At 42.5% G+C, this 16,527-nt stretch carries 11 protein-coding genes and 1 tRNA gene; 2 read left to right on the top strand and 10 right to left on the bottom strand.

Features of this window, described 5'->3' with window-relative positions; all coding sequences use genetic code 11:
- Positions 1-25 precede the first annotated feature (25 nt).
- The 9 genes from ABID99_RS01415 to ABID99_RS01375 all read right to left on the bottom strand — a co-directional run bounded on the left by ABID99_RS01415 (position 26) and on the right by ABID99_RS01375 (position 11,338).
- Entirely contained in the window at positions 26-2,017 is a 1,992-nt protein-coding gene (locus tag ABID99_RS01415; protein ID WP_373612633.1) for a M1 family metallopeptidase, read from the bottom strand.
- 222 nt (positions 2,018-2,239) lie between these two features.
- Positions 2,240-2,935, bottom strand: a complete 696-nt coding sequence (locus ABID99_RS01410; RefSeq protein WP_373612632.1) for a transposase — start codon at positions 2,933-2,935, stop codon at positions 2,240-2,242.
- The gene (locus tag ABID99_RS01405) at positions 2,910-3,260 is read right to left on the bottom strand and encodes a Spx/MgsR family RNA polymerase-binding regulatory protein (RefSeq protein ID WP_373612631.1); all 351 of its coding nucleotides are present in this window, start codon (positions 3,258-3,260) and stop codon (positions 2,910-2,912) included. Before ABID99_RS01405 ends, ABID99_RS01410 begins: the two co-directional genes overlap by 26 nt.
- Before the next feature lie 132 nt (positions 3,261-3,392).
- A complete protein-coding gene (locus ABID99_RS01400) occupies positions 3,393-5,864 on the bottom strand; it encodes a TonB-dependent receptor domain-containing protein (protein ID WP_373612630.1) in 2,472 nt (823 codons plus the stop codon).
- 115 nt (positions 5,865-5,979) lie between these two features.
- Positions 5,980-8,436: a TonB-dependent receptor domain-containing protein gene (locus ABID99_RS01395; protein WP_373612629.1), complete on the bottom strand. Its 2,457-nt coding sequence runs from the start codon at positions 8,434-8,436 to the stop codon at positions 5,980-5,982.
- Between the two features lie 104 nt (positions 8,437-8,540).
- Entirely contained in the window at positions 8,541-9,101 is a 561-nt protein-coding gene (gene pth, locus ABID99_RS01390; RefSeq protein WP_090529151.1) for an aminoacyl-tRNA hydrolase, read from the bottom strand.
- A 286-nt stretch (positions 9,102-9,387) separates the two neighbouring features.
- Complete coding sequence (locus tag ABID99_RS01385) at positions 9,388-9,972, bottom strand: 50S ribosomal protein L25/general stress protein Ctc (protein ID WP_176627940.1); 585 nt, start codon at positions 9,970-9,972, stop codon at positions 9,388-9,390.
- A 196-nt stretch (positions 9,973-10,168) separates the two neighbouring features.
- Complete coding sequence (locus ABID99_RS01380) at positions 10,169-11,113, bottom strand: ribose-phosphate pyrophosphokinase (protein ID WP_090529157.1); 945 nt, start codon at positions 11,111-11,113, stop codon at positions 10,169-10,171.
- A gap of 154 nt (positions 11,114-11,267) precedes the next feature.
- Positions 11,268-11,338, bottom strand: a tRNA-Gln gene (locus ABID99_RS01375).
- Positions 11,339-11,552: 214 nt separating this feature from the next.
- On the opposite strand from ABID99_RS01375, the gene ABID99_RS01370 reads away from it, so the two are divergent.
- Positions 11,553-14,690, top strand: coding sequence for a DUF2723 domain-containing protein (locus ABID99_RS01370; RefSeq protein ID WP_373612628.1), 3,138 nt, complete (start codon positions 11,553-11,555; stop codon positions 14,688-14,690).
- A gap of 100 nt (positions 14,691-14,790) precedes the next feature.
- On the opposite strand, the gene ABID99_RS01365 is transcribed toward ABID99_RS01370, so the two are convergent.
- Positions 14,791-15,867, bottom strand: coding sequence for a hypothetical protein (locus ABID99_RS01365; protein WP_373612627.1), 1,077 nt, complete (start codon positions 15,865-15,867; stop codon positions 14,791-14,793).
- Positions 15,868-16,020: 153 nt separating this feature from the next.
- On the opposite strand from ABID99_RS01365, the gene ABID99_RS01360 reads away from it, so the two are divergent.
- A complete protein-coding gene (locus tag ABID99_RS01360; RefSeq protein ID WP_373612626.1) occupies positions 16,021-16,521 on the top strand; it encodes a response regulator transcription factor in 501 nt (166 codons plus the stop codon).
- Positions 16,522-16,527 lie beyond the last annotated feature (6 nt).

Raw genomic sequence — 16,527 nt, 5'->3', positions numbered from 1 at the left:
TCCCCTTCAGGAGAGATTTATAAGATTATTTTTTCCAAACGTTATTTTCAGGATTGTAATCCGGTAATACTTTATCAGGATCGTAAGTAACCGATTCAATTTCTTCGGTTGATGGATATTTAAATGTCCATGACGCATAACGCTCCCAAATTTCAACCGGCAGTTTTACGCGGTCAACTTTACCACCTTTGGTTTTAACTTCCAGGATAACCGGCATTGCCATTTTACCCAGGTTATCTAAAGTGATCAGCGAGCCTTTGGTTGGATCATTATCAACATATTTTACATCGCTTACAGCAACATCCAAACGCCAGTCGTTCAGGAACCAGCCTCTCCAAAACCATTGCAGGTTTTCGCCGCTTGCATTTTCCATCGTGCGGAAAAAGTCGTCGGGAGTTGGGTGTTTAAATGCCCAGCGGTTAATGTAGGTTTTAAAGGCGAAATCAAAACGCTCAGGACCTAAGATCTGCTCGCGCAGCAATACTAAACCGGCACTTGGTTTTGAATAAAGCAGGGTGCCGGTATTTTTTTCTTTAAGGTTGGCCGGCTGGCTCATAACAGGCTCAAGGTCGGGCCTGGTAAAGAAAGCGCCGATAGTGTGCATATCCGGCACGCGGGTATTTTTGTATTCGCCGTTATTAAAGTTAGCTGTCGATAGCGTATTGATGAACGTATTAAAACCCTCGTCCATCCAGCCGTACATACGCTCGTTTGAGCCTACGATCATCGGGAACCAGGTATGACCAAATTCATGATCGTTTACACCCCAAAGACTTGCCTTTTTGGCTTTAGCTCCGCAGAAAACAATGCCTGGATATTCCATACCACCCACTATACCTGCAACCGCAGTAGCAGCAGGATAAGGGAACTCGAACCATTTTGATGAGTTATACTCAATAGATTTTTTAACATACTCTGTTGAACGGCCCCAGGCATCGTTGCCGTCGCTTTCAACCGGGTAGGCAGATATGGCAGTTGATTTTTTACCGCTTGGCAGGTCCATTTTGGCAGCATCGATAATAAATGCTGCAGATGAAGCCCATGAAGCATCGCGAGCGTTCTTGATTTTAAAGTGCCAGGTTAATTGAGTTTTACCTGCAGGACGCGATTTTGGATCGGTAACCTCAGCAGCCGAACGGATGATCACTGTGCTTTCGCTTTTTTCGGCGGCAGCCCAGCGTTTCAATTGCTCAGGGGTATATACTTCCTGCGGGTTTAATAATTCGCCCGATGCTACCACGATATGGTTTGCAGGAGCGGTGATGCTCAGGTCGAAATCGCCATATTCCAGGTAAAACTCACCCGGACCGCTATACGGCAGGGTGTTCCAGCCCATTACGTCGTCATACACACATACACGCGGGTACCATTGTGCAATAGTATAAACTTTACCATTTTTGGTTTGCAGGTAGCCCATACGGTCTGATCCATAGTTTGGCGACACAAATGAGTATTCAATTTTCAATTTAGCCTGACCGCCATTGGCAGCAATTTCCTTCGGAAGGAAAACCTGCATCCTGGTATCGGTGATCAGGAATTTAACGTCAACGTATTCTCCTTTCAAACTGGCAACTTTTACCGATTTAATTTTATAACCAGCATCAAATGCTTCACCGCGGCCCCAGTTACGGCTACCCGCAGGCGGAACGATAGCTGTGCCTCTTGAATCGAGCTTAAACAGGTTCTGATCAAGCTGCATCCACATAAAGCCCAATGTTTGCGGACTGTTATTGGTATACGTTAAAACTTCCGAACCGGTAATTTCGTTGGTTTGATCGTTCAGCTTTGCCGCCAATTGGTAGTCGGCACGGTTTTGCCAGTATTTATATCCCGGCTCACCGCTTGCCGCGCGGAACTCAGTACCATTCTTAGTGTAAAACCCGGGACCGAAAGTTTCGTGATAATCGTAAACAGAACCGGCGGGGAGTGTGGTGGTAGGCGCTGGCTGCTGGGCATAACTCACCCCTGCGGCCAACATAAAGGCAAGGCTGCAACCTGCCATCAGTTTTAGTTTCATGTTCAGTCAAATAAATTGCGTAAAGGAACAAGTATACTACAAATTAGGCAGAAGCAAAAGATCGGTAAAACGATTGTTACGGATTTATTAAGGAATTGATTTCGTGCTTAAAGGCTGCTTATCAAGTGAATTGGTTATTGTTGGTGACAACACCGACAATTGCTAAAAAATTAGGGACGCGTTAGATACCACGCCGTTGTTGGTGTTGTCACCAACAACTATTCACCCTGCATGATGTGTAACTAAACCGAACTCGTCTATCCCTGTTTCATAAAACCTGGCCGACGAATATTTATATTCTTCAGGATGTTGAGCCAGCTTCCATTTATCTTGTAAAGGATTATTATGTATGTAATCCAATTTTTGCATAAAAACTTTTGGAGACCACAAATCAATACTCAAAGAGTTGCGTTCCCAAAACTGATATTTCCTATCTTTTGCATTAACTATGAATTGGGTTAATCTATCATCATCGCTATCCAATAATTTGAACTTCATTTGCTGAGCAGTAAATTTCAAGAAACGCATTTGAACCAAATCACGTGTATGTCCGTCTTGTATCTGCCATATCAAATGAATATGATTAGGCATTATCACGAAACCATAAACAACTATACTTCCTTCATTTTTTAAAAACAGCAGACTCCTTATAATTATATCCTTATAAATATCTTCTGTTAGCAATTGCTTCCATTCTAAAATTGTTGCAGTGAAAAATTGTGGATGATAGTCAAAATTAATTTCAGCCATATATGCTAAAATAAGGAAAACTTGCTCACTTCCACTTGGTGTTGTCGCCAGTAAAGTTGTTGGTGACAACACCAACAACGGCAAGGTTTGAAAGCCAACTAAACTTACGAAGCTTTTTCCCTTCGTAAGTTCCAAGCTATCTTTACTTCCCCAAAAAATGATCGGCATAAACCTTCTCATCAAAACCGAAGAAAAGGAAGCCGTTATCCTCAATAACCGGGCGTTTGATCATGCTGGTTTTTTGCTGTAATAATTGCATCGCGTCGACATTGGTTTTGATGCTTTCTTTAACCGCGGGGTCAAGCTGTTTCCAGGTAAGGCCCTGTTTGTTCAGAAACTTCTCGTAACCTGCTTTGGTATCCCATTCCTGCAGTTTTTCAGTGCTTACACCCAGCTTTTTAAAATCCTGAAAATCGTAAGCTACCTTATTTTCTTTAAGCCAATCGAGGGCTTTTTTTACTGTATTGCAATTGGTTATTCCGTAAACTTTCATGGGGGTAAATTTACGGATTTCGATATATCATGAGCAGGGACTATTTCAACTCGCCTGTTGTTTTATAATATGGCGATAAAAAACAAAAAGAGGCGCCATTACGCGCCTCTCCTAACAAATATCTATCAGCAATTAACCATTGCCGCCGCCATTGCTTTTTCCTCCGCCTTTGGTATCATCGTTATTAATGCCACGCTGGTTCTTTTTGATATCGCCATTCAATTTACCAAACTTAAAGTTTAATCTCACGGCAAAATTCCTGTAGCGGTTATGGTATAATGATTCCTGGTCAAAATCAACTGTATGTGTGGTCGATCTGAATGTACGGTATCTACTGTATGGGTTGTTGGCTACCGCTGATATGGTTAGCTTTTTGTTCAGGAACTCTTTAGATAGTACGTAGGAGTTAAAAATAAAATTGCTCGATTTACCTTGTAAGGTAACATCACCGCTAAAGAAACCGGCATCAAGCCCTAAACGGTAGCCACCATCAAACTTGTAACCAATATTGGCAAAAGCGTTGCCGGTGTAACCATCGTTTTTGTAAAACTGACCATTATAAGTACCTTTTAACCATACATGCGAAATTTGCCCGTTGATGTTAACCGTAAACTTTTTAGTGATTGAGTAATTGGTATTCAAGTTTAAGCCAAGTGAACGGTTGCTGCCCAAATTTTGGTACGTAGTAAACGTAACCGTATCAATATGATCACCCATGTTGTTTTGAATCAGGCTGGTTACGTTTTGGATAGCGTTGTTGGAGAACGCATAGCTCAAACCAACATTGATTGATCCTTTTGAGAAATTACTATAGTTCAACTCAAAAGTATTGTTCAGCTCCGGCTTCAAATCGGGATTACCTGTGCTGATAAATTTGGGGTTCGATTTATCGATAAATGGGTTTAATTGGTAAATGCCTGGCCTTTGAATGCGCTGGGTAAAGCCCAAACTGATGCTGCTGCTTTTCATAGAGCGCTGAACAGAAACCGATGGAATAAAGTTATTATAGCTTTTATCAAGCGGCGTGCCTGTAAACACGGCATTTACCTGGGTATGCTCTAAACGTAAACCCGCCTTGCCTGTCCATTTATCCATCTTTAACTGGTATGAGTTATAAGCACTGTACACATCCTGGTGATAGTCGAACTCGCCGGTTTGCCCTGCATTGACGTTATATACCGAACTGGTTGAATCTTTGTCTTCGCGTCTGTAGTCGCTGAAATTGTTCCGCAGGATCACTTTACCGCCGGCCTCAATACTGATTTTCTTCAATGGATAAGCATAATCTAACTGGAAAGTATGCTCACGATTACCTGCATTATTATATTGCCTGAAATCGGACTGAAGTGCATTGTAATAATTAACCCTGTCCGAAAACTGGTTATCAGTAAAATTTTTGCTCGGCCCGTAGCTGTATTTGTAGGATAATGTTAGCAATTCATCTTTATGCCCTTTAAACCCTAACTGATAGTTGACAGACGCATCAAGTCCCTGATCATGATTATAGCTATTGCTCAACAGGTTATAGCCTTGGGTCAAATCGCCGGCGGCGTTTGTCTGGGCTGATCGCTGTGATCCGTCCTGATTAAATTCGCCGTGAAAAAATTCAAATGAACCGGTAAGCAGGTTCAAGGTGTCTATCTCATAGCTTAGCTCGGCATTGGCGTAACGATACTTGCCGCCAAATGAGTTGCTTCCGGTTTGTAATATCTCTGATTCAGGATTAAAAAATGTTTGTTTTGTAGTTGAGGTATTGGTGTTGCGCTTCTGATTACCAAAACCCGCATACCCCGAAACTCCGAACTTGCCTTGTTTGGCTGTCATGTTCAGGTTATACCCCGGCCCCCAAACACTGTTATAGCGCATGTTGACACTGCCATTATAGCCCTGATCCGCGTTCTTTTTAGTGATGATGTTAATTATACCTGCCAAGCCCTCCGCATCATATTTTGCAGGCGGCGTAGTGATCACCTCAATCTTTTCGATGTTGGTAGCCGGCATTGCTTTTAACACGTCTGATGGGTTTTTGGCCATCAGCGCCGACTCTTTTCCGTTGATCAGGATCTTGTATTTACCGCTGCCTTTTAATTTAATGTTATCATCGCCGTCCACAGCTAAAAGCGGCACTTTACGCATCATGTCCAATGCAGATACCGCTTTACTTTCCGGATCGGCAGTTACATCGTAACTGAGGCGGTCAACCTCCTGTTTCATTACCGGCTTTACTGCGGTAATGGTTACTTCATTTAGTTGTTTATTTGATACAGTTACCAGGATCCGGCCCGCATCAAACGTTTTACCAGTTATTGTTACCGGGAGCACTTTGGTTGCATATCCTACTGAAGCTACTACTAACTGATACGTTTTACCTTCGGGAGCTTTCAACTCAAAGCTGCCATCATCTTTTGCAAGCGTACTTTTTACCGGAGTTTTGGTAGCGGCATCCTGCAATGCAACAGTGCCATAACCCAATGGCTTATTGGTTGCCGAATCGATCACGGTACCTTTAACGGTTATATTTTGAACAGGAACCGGTGCGGCAGCCTGGGCCATAGCCATGCCCGTGACAAAACAGCATAGCACTGTTAGTAGAAATTGTTTCATAATTGCGATTTTGGTCATAAGACGTTTAAGATACCCGGGCGTGACACCAAAAAGTATGCGTTTAACACTTTTTAACGTTTGCCACTGCCAGGTAACGGATTAGTTACTAAAGTTGTTAATTGCGGCTTCCGCTGCTGGTATCATCATTATTAATACCACGTTGATTTTTCTTTATGTTACTGTTAAGCCTGCCGAACTTGTAGCTCAGGCTCACGTTAATGGTGCGGTAAAAGTTGTTATTGGCTGTGTAAGTTTCAAAGCCATCACCTTTGGTATAAAAGTCGAGCTTGTTGAATTTTTTGAAAGGATTGTTAACATTTACTGATAGTGTGGCCTTTTCCTTAAACATGGTTTTGGTACCGCTGATGGAGCTGAAGAAAAAATAATTATCCTTTCCCTGCAACAATACATAACGGCTGTCATACCCAATGTTTAAACCGGCGCGGTAGCCGCCATCAAATTTGTAGCTGGTATAAGTAAAAATGTGTCCCTGGTTACCACTGTTGCTGAAAAGCGAGCCGTTGTAATAGCCCTTCAGCCAAACAAACAGTAATTCGGCATTTATATTCACGTTCAGTTTTTTGGTGATTGGATAATTCACATTCAAATCAAAACCCCAGTTTTTGTTTGAGCCCACGTTAGCGTAAGTTGTAGTAGTAACTCCTGCTGTATCAACCGAGGCTAAATTTTGCACCGTGTTATTGGCAAATGAGTAATTGGTGCTCAGGTTGATGGAGCCTTTGGCAAAATTGCTGTAGCCTAATTCAAAATTATTGGTTACCGCGGCCCTTAGGTTAGGATTACCAACGTTACGGTATTGCGGGTTGGATTGGTCGGTATATGGGTTAAGCTGGTAAATACCGGGGCGTTGGATGCGTTGGGTAAAACCAAGTGTGAGACTGCTGCTTTTCAGGCTCCGTTGTACCGATATCGAGGGCACAAAATTATCATAGTTTTGGTTAACGGTTGGTTTCCCTACCGCGAAATCGGCGTTAACCGTGGTATGTTCCAACCGCATACCGCCTTTAAAAGCCCATTTGGTTAGCTTAACCGAATAGGAGTTGTACACACCGTAAATATTTTGTTTATAGGTAAAATTATTCACCTGCGCTGTATCGGCGTGGTACTCATTATCCACGTCACTTTTTACATCAGTATTAAACTGGCTATAGTTATTGCGCAGCGTTGCTTTACCACCGGCCTCAACAGTAAGAATTTTGGAAGGTTGGATATAATCTAACTGAAAAGCATGCTGCTTTGAACCTGAGTTATTGTATTGCCTGTAATCTTTAGGGACACCTTCGCCGCTAAAGTCATTACCTTTTGTGGCTTCGCTGGTTTGAAGATTGTTATTATAATTGTATTTGTAGGATACGGTAAGCAGCTGCTCCTTGTTTTTTTTAAAGCCTAACTGGTAATTCAGCCCCACATCCGATCCTTTAAATTCGCCTGTGCCATTGTTAAACAAACGGTAAAATTGCGTAACGGCATCGGCGCTATCGCGTTGGGTAGTAACCTGATAATTATGCTGATTGCTTTTGCCATGATAAAAATCAAACATGCCGGTAATCAGGTTCAGGGTATCTACCTCATAACTTAACTCACCGCTGCCATACAGGTTTTTGCCAGTGTTGCCCCTTGTACCTGTTTGACTAAGTGTTGACTGCGGATCGGTTGACTGTGGCTTAAAAAAAGTGGTCATGTTCTCGAACGATGACGTACGCAAGGGCCTGTAGTTATAACCAGCATAGCCGCTAAAACCAAACTTCCCTTGCTTCAAGGTAAGGTTAACATTGCCCCGTTCACCATAAACACTATTATAGCCCGTATTGATACTTACGTTATACCCCTGGTCCGCATTTTTTTTGGTGATGATATTGATGATCCCCGCAAGGCCTTCGGCATCATATTTTGCGGGTGGCGTGGTGATTACTTCTATCTTTTCAATATTGGCAGCGGGCATGGATTTCAGCACATCCGATGGGTTCTTGGCCATCATGGCCGATTCTTTTCCATTGATCAGGATCTTGTAATTATCATTACCCCGTAGTTTGATAGCGTCGTTGCCATCAACAGATAACAAAGGTACTTTCCGGATCATATCCAGCGCGGTGATAGACTTGCTTTCCGGGTCGGCCTGCACATCATAACTCAGGCGGTCTACCTCTTGTTTCATTACCGGCCTTACAGCGGTAACGGTAACTTCTTTCAATTGTTTGCTCGATGCCGAAAGCAGGATCCGGCCTGCATTAAATGTATTATTTGTAAGTTTTACCGGGATAGTTTTGGTGGCGTAACCAATAAAAACAGCAACTAACTGGTAAGTTTTACCTTCGGGTGCTTTTAGTTCAAAACTGCCATCGTCTTTAGCCAGCGTGCTTTTTACCGGGGCTTTGGTGGCGGCATCCTGGAGCGCAACAGTAACATATCCCATAGGTTTGTTATTAGCCGAATCAATGATAATACCTTTTACAGTAATATTAGGAACTGCCGGAGCGACGGGAGCTTTTGTTTGAGCAAATAAGAAGGTAGAAAAGCAACAGCAAAGTACCGTTAGCAGGATTTGTTTCATAAGGTTATTTAGGTTTACAAGACGTAAGTACATACCCGTGCGTTACAACACGAATTACGATTTGAACGAAATTTTAACTAAAATATTAGTTTGTAACGACGTTGTTACTTATTATAACGAGTCATGGTAAGTTCGGTTCCAATAGTTGCAAAACTCTTCACCATCTCTATCGAACGATCGATCAATGCAGGCAGTTCGGGCTGTTCGTCTTTATCAAACGGGCTCAGCACAAAATCAACCTGGCGGCCTTTGGGGTAATTATCACCAATGCCAAAGCGCAAACGGGCGTAGTTATTGTTGCCAAGCACCTCTTCAATATTTTTAAGGCCGTTATGCCCGGCGGCACTGCCTTTGGGTTTTAAGCGTAAGGTACCCAGCGGCAGGGCAAGGTCATCCACGATAACTAAAACATTCCCCACCGGAATTTTCAGGTCTTTCATCCAGTAGCTCAGGGCTTTTCCGCTCAGGTTCATATAGGTAGTAGGTTTAATGAGGCAAAGCGTACGGCTTTTGAACGATACCTCGGTATAATAAGCTAAGCGTGAGTTTTGAAACCTCGCTCCCTCTTGCCTGGCCAGTTCATCCAACACCATAAAACCTATATTATGCCGTGTATCTGCATACTCCGGACCAATATTTCCTAAACCTACAATTAAATATTTCATGCCCCCTGGCCCCCTAAAGGGGGAATTATGAAGCTATCCAAACCAACAATACAATCGTCATTGCGAGGTACGAAGCAATCGCAAACTGTACAGGGCGGACCTCCTAATCGGGGATTGCTTCGTACCTCGCAATGACGTGATGGTTATCTTTCAGAAATGCTCCGAGTAATTAATTAAATTTTTATGCGAAGATATTATTTATTGCTCAAACAAAAACAGCGATAGAAATTACTCTACCGCTGTTTTTAATTTCACCTCTTGTTCCCCCTTCAGGGGGTTAGGGGGCTTATTTTTTACCTTGAGCTGCTTCTTGTTCTGCCTGACGTAAAGCACGTGAGGTAGTTACAGAAACAATGGTATCTTCTTTAGCGTTGGTGATAGTTAGGTTTTCTAATTTAATATCAGATACTTTTACTGATTTACCAACTTCAAGAGATTCGATGCTTACTTCAATAGCATCAAGATGATCTTTAGGAAGCCCTTTAATACGCAGTTTCCTTAATTTTTGAACCAGTTTACCACCTACTTTAACACCTGGAGAAGTGCCGGTTAATTTTACCGGGATTTCGATGGCGATAGGTTTTTTCTCATCTAACAATAAAAAGTCAACGTGAGTGATTTTTTCAGTTAGTGGGTGGAACTGAATGTCCTGGATGATAGCTTGTGATTTAACACCGGCAATTTCAAGATCGATGAAATGAACAACCGGAGTGTAAACTACGGCCCTCAAATCAGCTGCGGACACAGAAAAGTGGGTCTGGGTAGCACCACCGTAAAGCACTGCAGGCACCAGGCCATTGTAACGCAGCTCTTTCGCGTCTCTTTTCCCTACGTTCTCTCTTGGAGAACCGCTAATAGCAATTGATTTCATTTTTATTTATTTGTTTATTATTTAGTTCATGGTTGATAGATCATTGTTCATGGCTCTATCTCCCACAAGCTCTTTTTAGTTCATGGTTCATAGATCATTGTTCATGGTCTATTCCCAAGTCGCTATTTTTATATTTATGTTCTCACTCTCAAGGCAGATGATTACTATGAACCATCAACCATGATCTATGAACTTCTTAATCCACCTTAAACAAGGTACTAATCGAACCGTGTTCGTTTACGTTGCTTATCGCTTTAGCAAACAGTTCGGCGGTTGAAAGCACCCTTATTTTAGGGCTGCTGTGTTTAAGCGGGATCGTATCTGTAACTATCAGTTCGGTTAATGCCGAGTTTTCGATAGTTTCATAAGCTTTACCTGATAATACCGGGTGTGTACAAACCGCGCGTACGCTGCGTGCGCCACGTTCCATGATCAGTCCGGCTGCTTTTGCTAACGTACCTGCGGTATCACAAATGTCGTCAATCAGTACAATGTCCTGATCAGTAACATCACCTATCAGCGTCATGGCTTCAATTTCGTTAGCACGTTTACGGCGTTTGTCGCAAATTACCACTTCGGCATTAAAGAACTTGGCAAAGCTGCGGGCCCTGTATGAACCGCCCATATCAGGCGATGCGATAGTAAGGTGACCTAAACCAAGGCTTTTAATATAAGGTACAAAAATGATAGAGGCATCCAGGTGATCAACCGGAACATCAAAAAATCCCTGGATCTGCGCTGCGTGCAAATCCATGGTCATGATGCGGTTAATACCGGCTGCAACTAACAGGTTGGCTACCAGTTTTGCACCAATGGCAACACGGGGCTTATCTTTCCTGTCCTGACGGGCCAAACCAAAGTAAGGTATAACGGCGTTTACATAATGTGCTGAAGCGCGGCGGGCGGCATCAATCATCATGAGTAACTCCATTAAATTATCGGTAGGCTGGTGGGTAGACTGGATCAGGAAAACATCGCATCCCCTTACAGATTCATTAAAATGCGGCTGGTATTCGCCATCGCTAAAACGCGATATCACAACTTCGCCTAACTCACGACCATAAGCATCAGCTATAAGATGCGCAAGTTCCTGCGAACCTGATCCTGAAAATAATTTAACCGGGTTAAATTGTAAGGGCATTTTGATTTTGAATTTGGGATGTTCGATTTCGGATCTTACCTGTCCTTCACCGTTGATCTTTTACAAATACAACCGTTATAAAACACAATTCGGATTTCAAGTTTTCCAATCAGAATAAATCCGAAATTGAAAATCCGAAATCCGAATTTTATTGTTGCCCGACCAGGATTCGAACCTAGACAAACGGTACCAAAAACCGTCGTACTACCATTATACTATCAGGCAATCTCCTTTGGTTTGTTTTACTCCCCGAAAAGGAATGCAAATATAGCGCGAATATTTGATTCTCAAAATAGAATTTTAAAAAAAGTCATTATTAACTCAAACACAGCAAAATAAAATACAAATACGCCTCAAAAGCCCGTTTTTGATGGCAACATCCCAATAGTTTTATTATTTTCGGCTGCATTAATCCTGTTTTTTTACATAGTGTTCAATCATGAATTATAAAAAACTCAACAATATATTTGGCTGGGTAGCCTTTATTATTGCCACAGTAACCTACATTTTAACTCTTGAGCCATCATCAAGCTTTTGGGATTGCGGCGAATTTATAGCCTGTATTTATCGCCTGCAGGTGGCCCACCAGCCGGGCGCGCCTTTATTTACCATCATTGGCAAGGTATTTACCCTGTTATCTATGGGCGATAATACCAAAGTTGCTTATTGGGCCAATATGGCATCGGCATTGGCCAGCGGAGCCACCATCATGTTCCTGTTCTGGACCATTACGGCCCTCGCCAAAAAGCTTTTGATTAAAACAGAAGAGCAACTGAATTCAACCAACCTGATCCTCATCATTGGTTCGGGCCTTGTTGGTGCTTTAGCCTACGCCTGGTCGGATACCTTTTGGTTTTCGGCCGTTGAATCGGAAGTTTACGCACAATCATCACTTTGTACCGCGGTAGTATTTTGGGCGATATTAAAGTGGGACGCTCACGCCGATGAGCCTCATGCCGACAGATGGATAGTTTTTATCGCCTATGTAATGGGCCTTTCCATCGGTATTCACTTATTAAACTTACTGGTGATCCCGGCTATCGGTTTGGTGATCTATTTCCGCAGGGTAAAAAATGTTACTACAAAGGGAACGTTGCTTACCTTTTTGGCAAGCGTGGTGGCCCTGGCCTTTGTACTTTGGGGAGTGATACAATACACCGTAAAAGGCGCGGCTTTTTCCGACCTGCTTTTTGTAAACACCCTGGGTATGGGTTTTGGCAGCGGGGCAGTAGTGTTTTTTGTACTGCTCATTATTACCATTGTTGCAGGCATTTACTATACTATAAATCCTGTTAAACCTGCCATTATTTTAGCGGCCGTATGCTTTGTACTGATATTAGGCATAAGCGGTGGTATTATAGGTCTTATAGTAAGCGGAGTAGTTTTAGCCTTGTTAGAGTATGTAGTAAAGATCCGCGAAAAACGCTTCGCGCTTAACAGCTTTTTGATCTGCCTGCTTTTTATCCTGTTTGGCTACAGCTCATTTGTAATGATTGTGGTACGTGCAAAAGCTAATCCTAACCTCAACAACAGCGACCCTGAAAATGCCTTCGCCCTAAACAGCTACCTTAACCGCGACCAATACGGCGATACCCCGTTATTATACGGGCAGTTTTTTGATTCGGAAGCTACGGCTCAAACCGAAGGCGCTAATATTTACCGCCGCGGGGCAACCAAATACGAGGTTGCCGGTAAAAAATTGAATACCGTTTATGACCGTAATACCATATTCCCGCGCATGTTTAGCGATAAGCCTGGTCACCCGGAGTTTTACCGTGAGTGGACGGGTCTCGGTGAAAGCGAACACCCAACCTTTGGCTCAAACATCAGTTTTTTTGCCAAATGGCAGATCAACCAAATGTATACCCGCTATTTCCTGTGGAACTTTGCAGGCCGCGCCAATGACCTCGATGGTCAAAGCTTAAATTCAGGCGCCGATGGCGAATGGATAAGCGGATGGAATTTCAGTAAACCCCTGCCCTATTCGGTTACCCAAAGCAAAAGCTATAACCGCCTGTTCTTTTTACCGCTTATCATTGGCTTGTTTGGTGCTGTATTTCATTTTGCGCGCAACCAGCGCGAAGCCGGGGTTGTTGCTATCCTGTTTGTTTGCACCGGTTTGGCCATCGTGCTTTACCTTAACCAGGATCCGCTCCAGCCCCGTGAGCGTGATTATGCTTATGCAGGCTCCTTTTATGCCTTTGCCATATGGATAGGTTTGGGCGTGATAGGCATTGCCGATGTGTTAAGCAAAAAGCTGAATGCAAAGATTAGCGCCATTATCTCTACAGTGGTTTGTTTACTGGCCGCTCCTTTATTAATGGCCAACCAGGAATGGGACGATCATGACCGCTCAACCAAGCTTACCCCGCATGATATGGCTTATAACTATCTTAATTCATGCGCACCAAATGCCATTTTGTTTACTTATGGCGATAATGATACCTACCCGCTCTGGTACATACAGGAGGTTGAAAATGTACGACCCGATGTGCGTATCGTAAACCTGAGCCTGCTGGGTACCGACTGGTACATCCGTGGCATGAAAAACAAGATGAACGAATCGGAACCATTGCCGATCAGTATGCCGAATGATAAATTTAAACCGGGCGTACGTGATGTGATCTATTTTAGCGATCAGAAAATTGCGGGGGCTACCGAGCTGAAAGATGTTTTCGATTTCATTACCTCTGATAAAAAAGAAGCTATGGTTGAGTATAACAATGGCGATGTTGCCAATTACCTGCCAACCAATAAATTCAAACTAACGGTTAACGCTGATGAGGTTGTTAAAACAGGCTCCGTACCAGCAGCCGATAAAGATAAAATAGCGCCTGAAATGGACTGGACATTTAACGGTCGTTACGTTACCAAGGATGTACTGGCGATGATGGATATCCTGAGCCATAACAACTGGAAGCGACCGATTTATTTTTCGGTTACCGTACCTAACAGTAATATGATCGGTTTGGACAAATACATGTACAACGAGGGCTTCGCTTACCGTTTACTGCCATTAAAACCGGATACAGCTGTCGGACCACTTGAAGCCAGCAACACCGGTAAGATGTACGAAAACATGATGACCAAATACAAATGGGGCAACATGAAAAACGCCAGCTATCTTGATCACGAATCAATGACCATGTTTTACCCGCTTATCACCAGGCTGTACTCAACCCTGGCCGATGATTTGGCAAAAGCAGGCAAGCCGGATTCGGCCCGTAAAGTGCTTAAGAAGTATGACGAGGTAATGCCAACCACCATTAACTCGTTAGAGATAGCCGTACGCAAATATTACATGATAGAAAACGCATACCGTTTAAACGATATCCCGTTGGGCAACAAACTGGCTAACCTGGTTGATGACTATGTAAGCAATCAGCTTGATTACAGCTACGCACTATTCCAAAAAGGTGAAACCAACCTCGAAAACCGTGACCTGCAATATTCCATGCAGATTTTAGGAGGCTTGGTTGAGTTTAGCAAGCAATACAAGCAGCCGCAATTGTTTAATAAGTTCAGTGCACAGCTGAGCGGCTTTGAAAAGAAATTTGGGGTAACAGGAAAGAAATAAGTTGACCCTTAATATTTGCAAATGCCGGCCGTTGAGCGGGCATTTTTTGTTTTGGTAAATAGCTGGTCGAAGTTGCGCTGTCGCTAAACTTCGACCAGTTTTAGTGATTATAATAATTTTTGACTTTGTTTAAATAATCCAATAACCACGGCCTTTGTTTTTTATCCGCTAATACAGTCTTTAACAATTTATAATGTGAATTAATGAAAAGATAGTCGTTATCAGTAAGGTAGTATGATAGTATTTGGGCTTTGTTAAGTTTAGTTTGTTGGTATCGCGCGCTTAAGGCTTTCGAATTATTATCCCAATCATATCTGATACTGATCGAATCATTTATAAATACTGGGCCATAATTAAAATACACATCGTTATCATCATTATAAAACTGTCGCCGGAAAACCACTTTCATTGTCAACGGATTAGTTTTTTGGATCTTTGCCTCGAATTTCGAAACATAGAAGCGCCAAAAAGCTTCGGCGTTACAAGTTTCGGGATAATTTAATATCGGTATTAAATTATCCCCATCATACTTATAAAAGAAATAATTACGCCACCATATACCGGATCCTTCAGCAAATTCAAATCGACGGTAAACGATACTCCCACCATCTGCATCTTTAAAATGTTCTACATTATCAGTATATCTACTATATCCGCTTTGCTTTGCAATAATTTTTTTACCCTTAAAGAAATACAATTTAGAACCGGGGCAGTGCCCTGCATCACCTATTAATATCCCAAATTCGTCAAATCTATTTTTATTAGTATCAAAGGAGAAGTACTCTAAATAAACGTTTCCTTTTTTAACAGAATCCAATAGACCTTTAGCTGTACAAGCAGAATCAATTTTTAGTTCTCCGAATATATTTTTTGCGTCTTGAGCTTTTATCATTCCAACATGAATGCAACTTTTTAATAACGAAAAATCGGCAGCAGACAATTCTCTGTGCATCGGTTCGGTAAAGGTTTTAAAAATAGAATCAGCATAAAAAGCAGCCGTATCAGCAAGCGGCTGTACCGGCAACCTGCCAACACTATCTAAAAAAGCGATTAGTTGCGACTCGGTATAATTGACCTCTTTATATTCTTTCAGCTTTACTTTCTGCATTTTTTTTACAGTTTTTTTATCAGGTTTCTTAGTCGCATGATTGCAGGCAAACACGACTAAAACAAGCATAAAACAGATTAAATTACTGATGGGTCTGAAAGGATTAGGCATAACCGGGCTTACAATTTAATATCGCTTAATTTAATGATATTCCTGTGGAGTTTAACCAAAACATCATGGTTATTTATTGTTTATACTAAGCGTAATATATATTTGCCAACGATGAAGATCCTGTTGATTGAAGATGAAGCTAAACTGGTATCCATTATCCAGCGCGACCTTACTACCGAAGGTCACGAGATAAGTGTTGCCCTTGATGGTACAACCGGACTGGACATGGCCATGAAGATGGATTTTCAACTCATTATACTGGATATCATGTTGCCCGGCATTAACGGCATTGAGGTTTGCCGCCGCTTGCGGCAGGCCAACCAAAACGCAGCCATATTAATGCTTACCGCACTCGGTACTACCGAAAACGTAGTTGTAGGCCTCGACAGCGGTGCCGATGATTACATGGTTAAACCCTTTAGCCTGGCCGAGCTTAACGCCCGCATCCGCACCCTGGCCCGCCGCAATACCAATCTTGTACAGCCGCCAAACGTGATACAAATTGCCGACCTCGTAATTAACGGCGACGAAAAATCAGTTAAACGCGGTGATAAAACCATTGACCTGACAGCTACGGAATATCGCCTGCTGGAGTTTCTGGCTAAAAATTAAAAACCA

It is taken from the genome of Mucilaginibacter sp. OAE612 (genome assembly GCF_041806395.1).
Lineage (GTDB): Bacteria > Bacteroidota > Bacteroidia > Sphingobacteriales > Sphingobacteriaceae > Mucilaginibacter > Mucilaginibacter rubeus.
The sequence above is the reverse complement of the archived record's forward strand: the minus strand, read 5'-3'. Positions and strand labels throughout refer to the sequence as shown.

Bases quoted from the DNA above. Each gene is read 5' to 3' on its own strand.
- ABID99_RS01415 (WP_373612633.1), bottom strand. From the start codon at position 2,017: ATGAAACTAAAACTGATGGCAGGTTGCAGCCTTGCCTTTATGTTGGCC.
- ABID99_RS01410 (WP_373612632.1), bottom strand. From the start codon at position 2,935: ATGCCGATCATTTTTTGGGGAAGTAAAGATAGCTTGGAACTTACGAAG.
- ABID99_RS01405 (WP_373612631.1), bottom strand. From the start codon at position 3,260: ATGAAAGTTTACGGAATAACCAATTGCAATACAGTAAAAAAAGCCCTC.
- ABID99_RS01400 (WP_373612630.1), bottom strand. From the start codon at position 5,864: ATGAAACAATTTCTACTAACAGTGCTATGCTGTTTTGTCACGGGCATG.
- ABID99_RS01395 (WP_373612629.1), bottom strand. From the start codon at position 8,436: ATGAAACAAATCCTGCTAACGGTACTTTGCTGTTGCTTTTCTACCTTC.
- pth (WP_090529151.1), bottom strand. From the start codon at position 9,101: ATGAAATATTTAATTGTAGGTTTAGGAAATATTGGTCCGGAGTATGCA.
- ABID99_RS01385 (WP_176627940.1), bottom strand. From the start codon at position 9,972: ATGAAATCAATTGCTATTAGCGGTTCTCCAAGAGAGAACGTAGGGAAA.
- ABID99_RS01380 (WP_090529157.1), bottom strand. From the start codon at position 11,113: ATGCCCTTACAATTTAACCCGGTTAAATTATTTTCAGGATCAGGTTCG.
- ABID99_RS01370 (WP_373612628.1), top strand. From the start codon at position 11,553: ATGAATTATAAAAAACTCAACAATATATTTGGCTGGGTAGCCTTTATT.
- ABID99_RS01365 (WP_373612627.1), bottom strand. From the start codon at position 15,867: ATGCTTGTTTTAGTCGTGTTTGCCTGCAATCATGCGACTAAGAAACCT.
- ABID99_RS01360 (WP_373612626.1), top strand. From the start codon at position 16,021: ATGAAGATCCTGTTGATTGAAGATGAAGCTAAACTGGTATCCATTATC.